12 protein-coding genes and 1 pseudogene are annotated in these 12,653 nt (G+C 59.3%); 9 read left to right on the forward strand and 4 right to left on the reverse strand.

What is annotated here, in order from left to right; translation table 11 throughout:
- Positions 1-18: 18 nt before the first annotated feature.
- Positions 19-570 carry an RNA polymerase sigma factor gene (locus AC13RM_RS28190; RefSeq protein WP_004107036.1) on the reverse strand — a complete coding sequence of 184 codons (552 nt, stop codon included), beginning with the start codon at positions 568-570 and terminating at the stop codon, positions 19-21.
- 12 nt (positions 571-582) lie between these two features.
- Positions 583-789: a NepR family anti-sigma factor gene (locus AC13RM_RS28195; RefSeq protein WP_113229993.1), complete on the reverse strand. Its 207-nt coding sequence runs from the start codon at positions 787-789 to the stop codon at positions 583-585.
- 260 nt (positions 790-1,049) lie between these two features.
- Between AC13RM_RS28195 and AC13RM_RS28200 the strand changes: the two genes are divergently transcribed.
- From AC13RM_RS28200 to preA, 4 genes are all read left to right on the forward strand, one after another.
- The gene (locus AC13RM_RS28200; protein ID WP_174172144.1) at positions 1,050-1,844 is read left to right on the forward strand and encodes a response regulator; all 795 of its coding nucleotides are present in this window, start codon (positions 1,050-1,052) and stop codon (positions 1,842-1,844) included.
- 147 nt (positions 1,845-1,991) lie between these two features.
- Positions 1,992-3,023 (forward strand): sensor histidine kinase, encoded by a 1,032-nt coding sequence (locus tag AC13RM_RS28205; protein WP_113229991.1) that lies wholly within the window; start codon positions 1,992-1,994, stop codon positions 3,021-3,023.
- Positions 3,024-3,505: 482 nt separating this feature from the next.
- Positions 3,506-4,864, forward strand: coding sequence for an NAD(P)-dependent oxidoreductase (locus AC13RM_RS28210; RefSeq protein WP_488555932.1), 1,359 nt, complete (start codon positions 3,506-3,508; stop codon positions 4,862-4,864).
- A 13-nt stretch (positions 4,865-4,877) separates the two neighbouring features.
- On the forward strand, positions 4,878-6,191 hold the full coding sequence (gene preA, locus AC13RM_RS28215) for an NAD-dependent dihydropyrimidine dehydrogenase subunit PreA (RefSeq protein WP_285173159.1): 1,314 nt from the start codon (positions 4,878-4,880) through the stop codon (positions 6,189-6,191).
- A gap of 145 nt (positions 6,192-6,336) precedes the next feature.
- On the opposite strand, the gene AC13RM_RS28220 is transcribed toward preA, so the two are convergent.
- The gene (locus AC13RM_RS28220) at positions 6,337-6,981 is read right to left on the reverse strand and encodes a TetR family transcriptional regulator C-terminal domain-containing protein (protein WP_015340820.1); all 645 of its coding nucleotides are present in this window, start codon (positions 6,979-6,981) and stop codon (positions 6,337-6,339) included.
- 308 nt (positions 6,982-7,289) lie between these two features.
- On the opposite strand from AC13RM_RS28220, the gene AC13RM_RS28225 reads away from it, so the two are divergent.
- From AC13RM_RS28225 to hydA, 3 genes and pseudogenes are all read left to right on the forward strand, one after another.
- Positions 7,290-8,543 (forward strand): Zn-dependent hydrolase, encoded by a 1,254-nt coding sequence (locus AC13RM_RS28225; RefSeq protein WP_374815511.1) that lies wholly within the window; start codon positions 7,290-7,292, stop codon positions 8,541-8,543.
- 6 nt (positions 8,544-8,549) lie between these two features.
- Positions 8,550-9,172: pseudogene (locus AC13RM_RS28230) on the forward strand (endonuclease domain-containing protein); the annotation flags it as partial.
- Between the two features lie 216 nt (positions 9,173-9,388).
- Complete coding sequence (gene hydA, locus AC13RM_RS28235) at positions 9,389-10,843, forward strand: dihydropyrimidinase (protein ID WP_113229986.1); 1,455 nt, start codon at positions 9,389-9,391, stop codon at positions 10,841-10,843.
- Positions 10,844-10,978: 135 nt separating this feature from the next.
- Here the strand turns inward: hydA and AC13RM_RS28240 are convergent, their stop codons facing one another.
- The gene (locus tag AC13RM_RS28240) at positions 10,979-11,392 is read right to left on the reverse strand and encodes a cupin domain-containing protein (RefSeq protein WP_285173153.1); all 414 of its coding nucleotides are present in this window, start codon (positions 11,390-11,392) and stop codon (positions 10,979-10,981) included.
- A 124-nt stretch (positions 11,393-11,516) separates the two neighbouring features.
- Between AC13RM_RS28240 and AC13RM_RS28245 the strand changes: the two genes are divergently transcribed.
- Both AC13RM_RS28245 and AC13RM_RS28250 read left to right on the forward strand, forming a co-directional pair.
- Complete coding sequence (locus AC13RM_RS28245; protein WP_113229984.1) at positions 11,517-12,308, forward strand: ABC transporter ATP-binding protein; 792 nt, start codon at positions 11,517-11,519, stop codon at positions 12,306-12,308.
- A 9-nt stretch (positions 12,309-12,317) separates the two neighbouring features.
- A complete protein-coding gene (locus AC13RM_RS28250; RefSeq protein ID WP_113229983.1) occupies positions 12,318-12,653 on the forward strand; it encodes a hypothetical protein in 336 nt (111 codons plus the stop codon).

Genomic DNA, 12,653 nt, shown 5'->3' on the forward strand with positions numbered 1-12,653 from the left:
AAAGACCGGGCTTCTTTGTTAGAAGGCGAATGCCTTTGATGTCAGTGGCGCCGAAGTGGCATCCGGGCCAAAATCGGCCTCACCGGAAATATCCAGCAATTCCTGCAGCCGCTGGCGCGCGCGGTTGACGCGGCTCTTGATGGTGCCGACTGCGCAGCCGCAAATCTCGGCTGCCTCCTCATAGGAAAATCCGGATGCGCCCACCAGAATGATGGCTTCGCGCTGATCGGGCGGCAGCTGGTCCAATGCCTTGCGGAAGTCCTGCAGGTCGACGGCGCCATATTGCGAGGGATGCGTCGCCATCGATTCGGTGAACACGCCGTCGCTGTCCTGCACTTCACGGCCGCTCTTGCGCATCTGGCTATAGAGCTCGTTGCGCAGGATGGTGAAAAGCCAAGCCTTCATATTGGTGCCCATCTCGAAATGGTCCTGCTTCGCCCAGGCCTTCATGATCGTATCCTGGACAAGATCGTCCGCCCGGTCATGACGACCGGTCAGCGAAATGGCAAAAGCTCGGAGGCTCGGCAGTGCGGCGAGAAGTTCGCGCTTGAAGCTCGTTTGCGTTTCCATGGCGCGCACCTCCTATTCGGAGACCTTTGCCGAGGCCAGACTCTCAGCCCGATCGAGCTTCTCTAAAAGGTCGAGAAAGCGATCGGGAATGGCCTCGTCCTGCACGGCGGCATAGAACGAGCGCAATCGGTTGCCGATCTGATTGTTGGGGTCGAGGATATCCATCGCGCGCAGATCAGAAGTCTTCTTGTCTGCATCCTCGTGATTCTGGATAGTCATTTGGCCTGCTCGCTTCTCAATTGTCTCGCGTTCATGGATAAGGGGCGCCCTTGCCTCCCGTCCGGGAGAGCGGTTGACCTCATTCAAAACAATTGCCTAACGAATCGTAAAGGTTGAAGTCGACCTATTGTAAGCATTGTAATGCGACTGCCTAAAAAAAGTTCCGACAAAGAGGAACTTTTTTACTCAACTGACGTTTGTTAGTCATTGCGGCCTCTGGGCTGTATTTAATTAGAATTTGATAAAGGCGGGAGCCATTGATGACACTTTCCACACGCATTGCGCCGCATCTTCCTTATTTGCGGCGTTATTCACGTGCTTTGACCGGAACGCAGACGTCGGGGGACGCCTATGTTGCTGCGGTTTTGGAAGCCATCATCGCCGACATATCCATCTTTCCGGACACGGACAGCGACCGCGTCGCCCTCTATAAACTGTTCACGAAGCTGTTCGGTTCCGTGACACTTCAGATTCCTGAACCGGCCTCTCCTTTCGCCTGGGAACAGCGCGCATCCGTAAACCTTTCCAAGGTCTCGCCGCTTGCACGACAGGCTTTCCTGCTCGCATCTGTCGAAAGTTTCCGCCTCGGCGAGATCGCCGATATCCTCGATGTCTCCGAAAGCGATGCCATGCACCTGCTCGATACCGCCTCCCAGGAAATCTCGCGCCAGGTGGCAACGGATATCATGATCATCGAGGACGAGCCGCTGATCGCCATGGATATCGAGCAGATGGTGGAAAGCCTCGGCCATCGCGTCACCGGCATCGCGCGCACGCATTCCGAGGCGGTCGCGCTTTACAATGCGACAAAGCCGAGCATGGTGCTTGCCGACATTCAGCTTGCCGACGGCAGCTCGGGCATCGACGCCGTCAACGACATCCTCAAGACCGCCAGCATCCCGGTGATCTTCATCACCGCCTTCCCCGAGCGGCTTCTGACCGGTGAGCGGCCGGAGCCGACCTTCCTCGTGACCAAGCCTTTCAATCCAGACATGGTGAAGGCTCTCATCAGCCAGGCACTTTTCTTTAACGAAACCACAAAGGTGGCCGCCTGATTCAAGTGAAAACCCCGTGGCGGAACAAAGACTTTAACCGGGCGTTTGGGTTCGAAACGGCCGGTTTACCGACTGTTATCCGGGGCGATTCTATAGGTCGGTTCAAGTTGTTACGAGTGAGAATGCCCTATCGGCGGGGTTCTCGAAATGCGTGTGAAAGGCAAGCCGGTGAATACGTCTGAACCATTACCCGGCGCGCCTTTGAGTTTGGAAGGCAAAGCCGCTCTGATGGAGCGGGCGCTTGCGAGCGCCAGTGTGTCCATCCTGTTCCAGGATGTAAATCTTTCGATCCGCTATGCTGACAATCTGCCGGACCACCTGCAGTCGTCTGTCGTCATAGGCGGCAATGACTCGCATCTCTTTGGAGAAAAGGATGGCGAGCATCTTTTGCGTTTGAAGCGGGGCGTGCTCGAAAGCGGCAAGCCGGCAACCGCCGAGGTTGAGATCGCCAGTGGCGACGGCGCACGCGTCTACGAGCTGAAAATGGAGCGCATCGGCGGGCGCAAGCCGCAGGGCGTGTTGTCCGTTATCTCCGAAATCACCGAGAGCCGCCACCGCGAAAAAGTGCTGAAGTCGCTGCTGCGCGAGCTGTCGCATCGCTCCAAGAACTTGCTCGCCATCATTCAGGGCATCGCCACGCAGACTGCCCGCCACACGCTTTCCGTCGATAATTTCCTCATCAAATTCCGCGGCCGCCTGCAATCCCTGTCGAATTCGCAGGATCTCATCACTGATTCCAGCTGGCGCGGTGCATATTTGTTCGAACTGGCGGAAAAGCAGTTCGCCCCCTATTGGCCCGATGCAGGCGTGCCCATGCCGATCTATGGCATCAATGCGCATCTGACACCCAATGCTGCCGTGCATTTGGGGCTTGCTCTGCATGAGCTCATCGTCAACTCCGCCTCGCATGGCGCCATCTCGACCGGCGCCACCAGCATCACGCTGAACTGCAAGGAAGCGGAGCTCGACGGCAAGAAGGCGATTGAAGTCGCCTGGTCTGAACGTTTCTACGCGCCTGCTGACCATGAATTCGAGGACAATAGTTTCAGCCGCACGGTGCTCGAACGCGTCGTGCCGACGTCCATGAATGGCCGCGCAGACTTTGCCATTGACGACGGCAGCATCGGCTATCGGCTCACCATTCCCGAAACTGAATATGAAATCCTGAGACGCCGCTGAAGCGGGCGGCGAGAACAAAATAAAACAGCCAGTGCGAGGGCGGCGCACTGGCTGCTTTGCACTCATCGGGAGGGGACCGTGAGTAGAGTCCTGAGACGTATTGGGCGTGCATCAGGAGATGCGATCATCATCATCAGGACATCGACATAACGATGCTGCAAAGCCTTGGTTCCACCCAGATCCAAAAAAATTCATCGGCTTTTTACATTTCAGCGCAACCTCTGACATGGCGGCCCTCCGATCGCAGCCGGGCGCTCGCAGTCATTGTGAGGTTTTAAGCCCTTGCGAGCCTTCTACAGAGAAGAAGAAAAACTATTTAAATCATAGCTTTAAAACAAAAACTCCAGCGACGAAAATGTTCTCGTTCCCCAACAGGAGGGCGTATCGAAGCACGCTTTGCGATAAAAATTTTACCGTTTGATAAATTTTTTAAGCTGAGTTACCGTTCCAGCACTAGCCGTTTACTATAAGAGGGAACTTCAATGGGACGACTGGAAACTGGGATTCATAAAGGCAGGCTCACGCCCGCCGAATATGATGCAAACTTTTCCGATCTTCACCCGCGCCTCAACAAACACGAGGCGCTGGTCGCATCCGACCGATGCTATTTCTGCTACGACGCGCCGTGCATGACGGCCTGTCCCACCTCCATCGACATTCCGATGTTCATCCGCCAGATCTCGACGGGCAATCCGATCGGCTCGGCCAAGACGATCTTCGATCAGAACATCCTCGGCGGCATGTGCGCCCGCGTCTGTCCCACCGAACAGCTCTGCGAGCAGGCTTGTGTGCGCAACACTGCCGAAGAGCGTCCGGTCGAGATCGGTCGGCTTCAGCGCTACGCAACCGACACGGCGATGGCTGAAAACAAGCAGTTCTATACGCGCGCCGCTTCCACGGGCAAGAAGATCGCCGTCATCGGCGCCGGTCCGGCCGGGCTTGCCTGTGCGCATCGTCTCGCCGTCAACGGTCATGACGTCACCATCTTCGATGCCCGCGAGAAGGCCGGTGGCCTGAACGAATACGGTATCGCCACCTATAAGGCAGTCGACGATTTCGCGCAGAAGGAAGTCGACTACGTGCTCGCCATCGGCGGCATCGAGGTGAGGAACGGCCACGCGCTCGGCCGCGACTTCAGCCTTTCCGATCTTTCTCAGCAATATGACGCCGTCTTCCTAGGCCTCGGGCTTGCCAGCGTCAACGCGCTGCGTGCCGAAGGTGAGGATCTCGATGGCGTCGCCGATGCTGTCGCCTACATCGCCGATCTGCGTCAGGCTGGCAGCAAGGCCGATATCGCCATCGGCCGCCGCGTCGTCGTTCTCGGCGGCGGCATGACCGCGATCGACGCAGCCGTGCAGGCAAAACTGCTTGGCGCCGAAGAGGTGACGATCTGCTACCGCCGCGGCAAGGAACACATGAACGCCTCGGAATTCGAGCAGGATTTGGCCGCCTCCAAGGGCGTCATCATCCGTCATTGGCTCGCCCCGAAGCGCATCCTCGACAAGGACGGCAAGGTCGCGGGTATCGAGGTCGAGTATACCGAGCTGCGTAACGGCAAGCTCGTTGGCACCGGCGATGTCGGCGTCATCGTCGCCGACCAGATCTTCAAGGCGATCGGCCAGACGTTCGAAGCATCGGGCCTCGGCGCGCTGCGTATGGAATCCGGCCGTATCGCCATCGATGGCGAAGGCCGAACCTCGATCGACGGCGTATGGGCCGGCGGCGACTGCGTGCTTGGTGGCGACGACCTGACGGTCTCGGCCGTGGCACAGGGCCGCGACGCGGCCGAATCCATCAACCGTGCGCTCGCTGCCGCCACGCCGGCCGTTGCAGTCGCCTGAAAGGAGAACCGACATGGCTGATCTCCGCAATAATTTCGTTGGCATCAAATCCCCGAACCCGTTCTGGCTGGCTTCCGCGCCGCCGACCGATAAGGCCTACAACGTCGAGCGCGCTTTCAAGGCAGGCTGGGGCGGCGTCGTCTGGAAGACACTCGGTGAAGAAGGCCCTCCTGTCGTCAACGTCAACGGCCCGCGTTACGGCGCGATCTGGGGCGCCGACCGCCGTTTGCTCGGCCTCAACAACATCGAGCTGATTACCGACCGCGACCTCTATACCAACCTGCGGGAAATGAAGCAGGTGAAGATGAACTGGCCGGATCGCGCCTTGATCGCCTCAATCATGGTGCCTTGTGAGGAACAGGCCTGGAAGGCAATCCTGCCGCTGGTCGAAGAGACAGGCGCCGACGGCATCGAACTCAACTTCGGCTGTCCGCATGGCATGTCCGAACGCGGCATGGGCTCCGCGGTCGGACAGGTGCCGGAATATATCGAAATGGTTGTGCGCTGGTGCAAGCAGTACACCCGCATGCCCGTCATCACTAAGTTGACGCCTAATATCACCGATATCCGCAAGCCCGCCCGTGCCGCCAAGGCCGGCGGCACGGATGCAGTGTCGCTGATCAACACGATCAACTCGATTGTCTCGGTCGATCTCGACAATTTCGCCCCGAACCCGACCGTCGGCGGCAAGGGCAGTCACGGCGGCTACTGCGGCCCGGCCGTCAAGCCGATCGCGCTGAACATGGTGGCCGAGATCGCCCGCGATGCGGAAACCTATGGCCTGCCGATATCAGGCATCGGCGGCGTCACGACCTGGCGCGATGCGGCGGAATTCCTGGTGCTAGGCGCCGGCAACGTGCAGGTCTGCACGGCGGCCATGACCTACGGCTTCAAGATCGTTGAGGAGATGATATCAGGCCTTTCTGATTGGATGGACGAAAAGGGCCACCGCAGCCTGGACGACATCACCGGCCGCGCCGTACCGAATGTCTCCGACTGGCAGTACCTTAACCTCAACTACATCGCTAAGGCCAAGATCGACCAGGACGCCTGCATCAAGTGCGGCCGTTGCTATATTGCCTGCGAGGATACCTCGCATCAGGCAATCACCAACATGGTCGACGGTGCAAGACATTTTGAGGTGATGGACGAGGAATGCGTCGGCTGCAATCTCTGCGTCAGCGTCTGTCCCGTCGAGAACTGCATCACCATGGAAGAATTGCCGGCAGGCAGCCTCGACAAGCGCACCGGCAAGATCGTCGACCCCAACTATGCCAACTGGACGACCCATCCGAACAATCCGATGGCACGTCAGGCGGCGGAATAACTGCGGCAATATCGGCAAGCATTCAAAAGGCGGTCGCAGCTTGCGGCCGCCTTCTTCGTAACCGAGATCCGTACGATCGAATTAGAGAACTTTAACTCGTTCACCTGCGATATGCAGCGCTATGCTTCCGAGATCGCGCCACCGCTCAGCTATGACGAATCCGAAGCCCGTCGACGAAAAGCTGCTCCAGGTAGCGGGCGGCGTCCTCGAAGCGTCCCTCGCCCGAATGCTCGTCGCCAAGCACGGCGCGCACCTGCACATCAAAGTCGGCGTAATGTTGCGTGGTAGACCAGATCGAAAAGATCAGGTGATAGGGATCGCATTTGGCGATCTTGCCGGCTTTTGCCCACGCGCGGATAACTTCCACCTTCTCATCGACGAGGGCCTTTAGAGGTCCGCGCAGCTCGTCCTCCACATGCGGCGCCCCCTGCAGCATTTCATTGGCAAAAAGCCGGCTTTCGCGGGGAAAATCCCGTGCCATTTCGAGCTTGCGGCGGATATAGGAACGGATCTCGCTTTCGGGGTTGCCGTTGGCATCGAAAGCGCGCAACGGCTCCAGCCAGGTAAACAGCACCCGGTCGATCAAAGCCCGATGCATCGCCTCTTTTGTGCGGAAATAGTAGAGCAGATTGGGCTTCGACATGCCAGCGACTTCGGCGATCTGATCGATAGTCGAGCCGCGGAAACCGCTGACGGAAAATACATCCAGCGCGGCTTCCAGTATGATTTCCTCTTTCTCTTCCTGGATTCGGGTGCGGCGCTGTGTCCTGGCGGCTCTGGGGATGGCCATGTCTGCTCTGTTTCTCCTTGAAATCCAAGCCTTTCGGCCGTTCCCTCATTCACCCTGTCGATGCATCCGATTTGGGCAATCGCCTGAAATTTTATCGGAATTTTTCGTGCTTTTCGTCTTGAGCCGCGCCACGGAAGTTGTAATGTTTACCAATCGGTCAAATTATCCGTCAGATGTCCGCTAAAGGCAACTGGCGATTTCCGGGCAAGAAAAACAAGACGACGCTCCGGAATTTGAAATAAGGCCAACGGGAACAATTTCGGGCATGCACCTTGCATGCTCTGGGACAAACAGGTGAGGATTGCATCATGGTGGCAGCGCCAGGAGAAAACATGCGTATCAATGGCGATCGCCTTTGGGATACGCTGATGGACATGGCGAAAATCGGCCCCGGCATTGCCGGCGGCAACAATCGCCAAACGCTGACCGATGCCGATGCCGAAGGGCGCAGCCTTTTCAAGAGTTGGTGTGACAAGGCCGGCCTGACCGTCGGCGTCGACAAGATGGGCACGATGTTCGCGACCCGCCCCGGCACCGACCCGGATGCGCTGCCCGTCTATGTCGGTTCGCATCTCGACACCCAGCCGACCGGCGGCAAATATGACGGCGTTCTCGGCGTGCTCGCGGCGCTCGAAGTCGTCCGCACGATGAACGATCTCGGCATCAAGACCAAGCACCCGATCGTCGTCACCAACTGGGCCAACGAAGAGGGTGCGCGCTTCGCACCCGCCATGCTCGCCTCCGGCGTCTTTGCCGGCGTGCACACACTGGACTACGCCTATGGCCGCAAGGATCCGGACGGCAAGACCTACGGTGACGAGTTGAAGCGCATCGGCTGGCTTGGCGACGAAGAGGTCGGCGCGCGCAGGATGCATGCCTATTTCGAATACCACATCGAGCAGGGCCCGATCCTCGAGGCCGAGAACAAGACTATTGGCGTCGTCACGCACTGTCAGGGCCTTTGGTGGCTGGAATTCACGCTGACCGGCAAGGAAGCGCATACCGGTTCGACGCCGATGGCCATGCGTGTCAATGCCGGCCTCGCCATGTCACGGATCATCGAGATGGTGCAGAGCGTCGCGATGGAAAACCAGCCGGGCGCCGTCGGCGGCGTCGGCCAGGTCTTCTTCTCGCCAAATTCGCGCAACGTGCTTCCCGGCAAGGTGGTTTTCACCGTCGACATCCGCACGCCCGACAAAGAAAAGCTCGATCGCATGCGTACCAAGATCGAAACCGAAGGCAAGAAGATCGCCGATGCCCTCGGCGTCGGCTGCTCGGTCGAAGCCATCGGCCATTTCGAACCGGTAACCTTCGATCCGAAGCTCGTCACCTCCGTGCGCAGCGCGGCCGAGAAACTCGGCTACAGCCACATGAACATCATCTCCGGCGCCGGTCACGATGCCTGCTGGGCCGCCAAGGTCGCCCCCGCCACCATGGTCATGTGCCCCTGCGTCGGCGGCCTCTCCCACAACGAGGCGGAAGAAATCTCCAAGGAATGGGCGACCGCCGGCGCGGATGTCCTGTTCCACGCAGTCGTCGAGACAGCGGAGATCGTGGCTTGATCACGGCTCGCGCCCAATCATCCCCCTCATCCGCCCTTCGGGCACCTTCTCCCCGAGGAGAGAAGGGGGAATTTGCTGCGATTGCCGACACGACATACGCGATCCTGGCTGAAAAGCTATCGTTTCACATGGAAGGTGCGGCAGGAATCCCCTTCTCCCCTCGGGGAAAAGGTGGCCCGAAGGGTCGGATGAGGGGGGCGGCACGGATGCCGGACAACGACGACATCACCAAACGCCGCCCCGGCAAAACCCAGCAAGCTCGCCGCCTTCGAAAAACCAACACTGAGGAAGAATATCGCCTCTGGAGCGATCTGCGTGACCACAGGCTGAATGGACACAAATTTGCAAGGCAGATCCCGCTCGGACCCTACGTGGTTGATTTCCTCTGTCGCGATAAATCGCTGATCGTCGAGATCGACGGCTTCCAGCATGCCAGATCCCCTTCTGACGCCATTCGTACGCGTTGGCTCAACATGCATGGCTATTCGGTGCTGAGATTTTGGAATCATGAGATCACCAGCGAGCGGCGAGCGGTTCTTGAGACGATTTTGGCTGCACTTGACGGGCGGATATTCGAAAGAGACGACATTCTGCGCTTCTATCCTGCGATCAGCCGACGGGGGAAATAAGCGAGTGACATATTCGAACCATGCCCCCTCATCCGCCCTTCGGGCACCTTCTCCCCAAGGGGAGAAGGCGGGAACAACGGTCTTCGCTGATCGGCTCTTGTTTGACATCGAAGGTACGACAGAAATCTCCTTCTCCCCTCGGGGAGAAGGTGGCCCGAAGGGTCGGATGAGGGGGCGCCGAGGATGTCAGAATCTAAAAAACAGGGAACAAACACCATGAGCACAGTCATCAAGGGTGGAACCATCGTCACGGCCGACCTGACCTATAAGGCGGATGTGAAGATTGAAGGCGGCAAGATCGTCGAAATCGGGCAGAATCTCTCGGGCAAAGAAGTGCTGGATGCTTCCGGCTGCTATGTCATGCCCGGCGGCATCGATCCGCATACGCATCTCGAAATGCCATTCATGGGTACCTACTCCTCCGACGATTTCGAGAGCGGCACCCGCGCGGCCCTTGCCGGCGGCACGACGATGGTTGTCGACTTCGCGCTCCCCTCGCCCGGCCAGTCGCTGCTCGAAGCCCTGACCATGTGGGACAACAAATCCACCCGCGCGACCTGCGACTACTCCTTCCACATGGCGATCACCTGGTGGGGCGAACAGGTCTTCAACGAGATGGAAGCCGTCGTCCGCGACAAGGGCATCAACACCTTCAAGCACTTCATGGCCTATAAAGGCGCGCTGATGGTCGATGACGACGAGATGTTCTCCTCCTTCCAGCGCTGCGCCGAGCTTGGTGCCCTGCCGCTCGTCCACGCCGAAAACGGCGATGTGGTCGCGCAGATGCAGGCAAAGCTGCTGGCCGAAGGCAACAACGGTCCGGAGGCGCATGCCTATTCCCGACCGGCCGAGGTCGAAGGCGAGGCGACGAACCGCGCCATCATGATCGCCGACATGGCCGGTTCGCCCGTCTATATCGTCCACACCTCCTGCGAACAGGCGCACGAAGCCATCCGCCGCGCCCGTCAGAAGGGCATGCGTGTCTATGGCGAGCCGCTAATCCAGCACCTGACGCTGGACGAAACCGAATATGCCAATGCGGATTGGGACCATGCCGCCCGCCGTGTCATGTCGCCGCCCTTCCGCAACAAGCAGCATCAGGACAGCCTCTGGGCCGGCCTGGCCTCCGGCTCGCTGCAGGTGGTCGCGACCGACCACTGCGCCTTTACGACCGAGCAGAAGCGCTTCGGCCTCAACGACTTCACCAAGATCCCGAACGGCACCGGCGGCCTTGAGGATCGCCTGCCGATGCTCTGGACCTATGGCGTCAACACCGGCCGCCTGACGATGAACGAATTCGTCGCCGTCACCTCGACCAACATCGCCAAAATCCTCAACGTCTATCCGAAGAAGGGCGCGATCCTCGTCGGCGCCGATGCCGATATCGTCGTCTGGGATCCGAAGCGTTCTAAGACCATCGCCGCCAAGACGCAGCAGTCGGCGATCGACTACAATGTCTTCGAGGGCAAGGAAGTCACCGGCCTGCCGCGCTATACGCTGACGCGTGGCGTCGTTGCCATCGAGGAAGGCACGGTCAAGACCAGGGAGGGCCACGGCGAGTTCGTCAAGCGCGAACCTTTCACCGCCGTCAACCGGGCGCTTTCCACCTGGAAAGAAGTCACCGCACCACGCAAGGTGCAGCGCAGCGGCATCCCCGCCAGCGGGGTATGACGCTTGGGCACGGCGCTTCGGCTCATCGGCCGCCTAGAGCAATTCCAGGAAAAGTGCGTAGCGGTTTTCCGTCCGGAATTGTATAAAAACAAAGAGATAGAGCATTTTTGCGATTCGAAGAAAAGCGAAACAGCTCTAGCGCGGCACATACCGCTCCAGATCGGGCAGCAGCACGACGCTTTCCTGCTCGTTCGGGTCGGTGCGGGCGATGACCGCCGTCGCCGGCCGGTCGCTGAGATTGGCGGGAAGATGCGGAACGCCGGCCGGAATATAGAACATCTCGCCCTCGTGCACGATGACATGCTCTTCCAGCTCGTCGCCGTACCAGCAATGCGTCTCGCCGGAAATGGCGTAGATCGCCGTCTCATGCGAGGCGTGAAGATGCGCCTTGGCGCGGGCGCCCGGCGGGATGGTCAAAAGATGCATGCAAATCCCCGTCGAGCCCACTGTCTCGGCGGCAATCCCTTCGAAATAGCTGAAGCCCTGTTTTCCGGCATAGGTGCCGCCGGGCCGCACGATACGGCAGGTGGGCTTCGATGAGACACTCATGGCATTGCTCCCCTCGGTCCAGCAGCCACAAGGCGCCCTCGCCTTTCCGGACTGCGGCAATGCCAAACAGGATAACACGCAATCCGCCCCAACCATGCGGCGAAAACAGGACTGGTAGGTGTTAATGACGTCATCCGCTTCCTCCGTCGTCTCCGCGCGGAATCTCTGTCTCACCTACAATACGAACGACGGGCCGGTGCATGCGCTGAGCAATGTCGATCTCGATGTTCGCAAGGGCGATTTCGTCTCCTTCATCGGCCCTTCCGGCTGCGGCAAGACCACGTTCCTGCGCGTCATCGCCGATCTCGAGCGCAAGACATCGGGCGATATCAGCGTCAATGGCATGTCGCCGGAAGATGCCCGCAAGGCTCGTGCCTACGGCTACGTCTTTCAGGCCGCAGCCCTCTATCCCTGGCGCACGATCGAGAAGAACATCGCCCTGCCGCTCGAGATCATGGGTTATGACAAGCAAGAGCAGGCCAAGCGCATCGCCCGGACGCTGGAACTCGTCAATCTTAACGGCTTCGAACATAAATTTCCCTGGCAGCTTTCCGGCGGCATGCAGCAGCGTGCCTCGATCGCCCGTGCGCTTGCCTTCGATGCCGATCTGCTGCTGATGGACGAGCCCTTCGGCGCGCTTGACGAAATCGTCCGCGACCACCTGAACGAACAGCTTCTGAAGCTGTGGAAACAGACGAACAAGACCATCTGTTTCGTCACCCACTCCATACCGGAAGCGGTCTACCTCTCCACCAAGATCGTGGTGATGTCGCCGCGACCGGGCCGCGTCACCGATGTCATCGAATCGACGCTTCCGGCGGAGCGACCGCTCGGCATTCGCGAAACACCGGAATTTCTCGAAATCGCCCACCGCGTCCGGGAAGGCTTGCGGGCCGGACACAGCTACGAGGAATAGGATTAAGCCATGAACCCGCAATTCCTCCTCTGGCTTTTCGGCGCGATGGCGATCTTCATCAGCGGTGCAACCGCCTCGCGCGCCTATATCGCCAACAACAACATGTTGGTGCTGGTCCTGTCGCTCGCGCTCTATTGCGTCGGCAATCTGATGATGGTGCGGCTGATGCGCGAAGGTGGGCTTGGCCTGGCGATCTCTGCCTCTTCGATCGCGCAGCTCGTCGTCGTCAATGTCATCGCCTTCATTGTGTTTGGCGAACGGCTGAGCCTGCAGCAGCTTGCCGGCGTGGGTCTCGGCATCATCGCCATGATCCTCATGCTGCTTCCCGCGCAAGGAAGGGCATGA

The sequence above is a fragment of the Martinezella sp. CNPSo 3732 genome, from assembly GCF_057784515.1.

Excerpts from the sequence above, each read along its gene's own strand:
- AC13RM_RS28245 (WP_113229984.1), top strand. The coding sequence starts at position 11,517 with ATGACGTCATCCGCTTCCTCCGTCGTCTCCGCGCGGAATCTCTGTCTC.
- AC13RM_RS28225 (WP_374815511.1), top strand. The coding sequence starts at position 7,290 with ATGGTGGCAGCGCCAGGAGAAAACATGCGTATCAATGGCGATCGCCTT.
- AC13RM_RS28240 (WP_285173153.1), bottom strand. The coding sequence starts at position 11,392 with ATGAGTGTCTCATCGAAGCCCACCTGCCGTATCGTGCGGCCCGGCGGC.
- AC13RM_RS28220 (WP_015340820.1), bottom strand. The coding sequence starts at position 6,981 with ATGGCCATCCCCAGAGCCGCCAGGACACAGCGCCGCACCCGAATCCAG.
- AC13RM_RS28210 (WP_488555932.1), top strand. The coding sequence starts at position 3,506 with ATGGGACGACTGGAAACTGGGATTCATAAAGGCAGGCTCACGCCCGCC.
- AC13RM_RS28205 (WP_113229991.1), top strand. The coding sequence starts at position 1,992 with ATGCGTGTGAAAGGCAAGCCGGTGAATACGTCTGAACCATTACCCGGC.
- AC13RM_RS28190 (WP_004107036.1), bottom strand. The coding sequence starts at position 570 with ATGGAAACGCAAACGAGCTTCAAGCGCGAACTTCTCGCCGCACTGCCG.
- preA (WP_285173159.1), top strand. The coding sequence starts at position 4,878 with ATGGCTGATCTCCGCAATAATTTCGTTGGCATCAAATCCCCGAACCCG.
- hydA (WP_113229986.1), top strand. The coding sequence starts at position 9,389 with ATGAGCACAGTCATCAAGGGTGGAACCATCGTCACGGCCGACCTGACC.
- AC13RM_RS28250 (WP_113229983.1), top strand. The coding sequence starts at position 12,318 with ATGAACCCGCAATTCCTCCTCTGGCTTTTCGGCGCGATGGCGATCTTC.
- AC13RM_RS28200 (WP_174172144.1), top strand. The coding sequence starts at position 1,050 with ATGACACTTTCCACACGCATTGCGCCGCATCTTCCTTATTTGCGGCGT.
- AC13RM_RS28195 (WP_113229993.1), bottom strand. The coding sequence starts at position 789 with ATGACTATCCAGAATCACGAGGATGCAGACAAGAAGACTTCTGATCTG.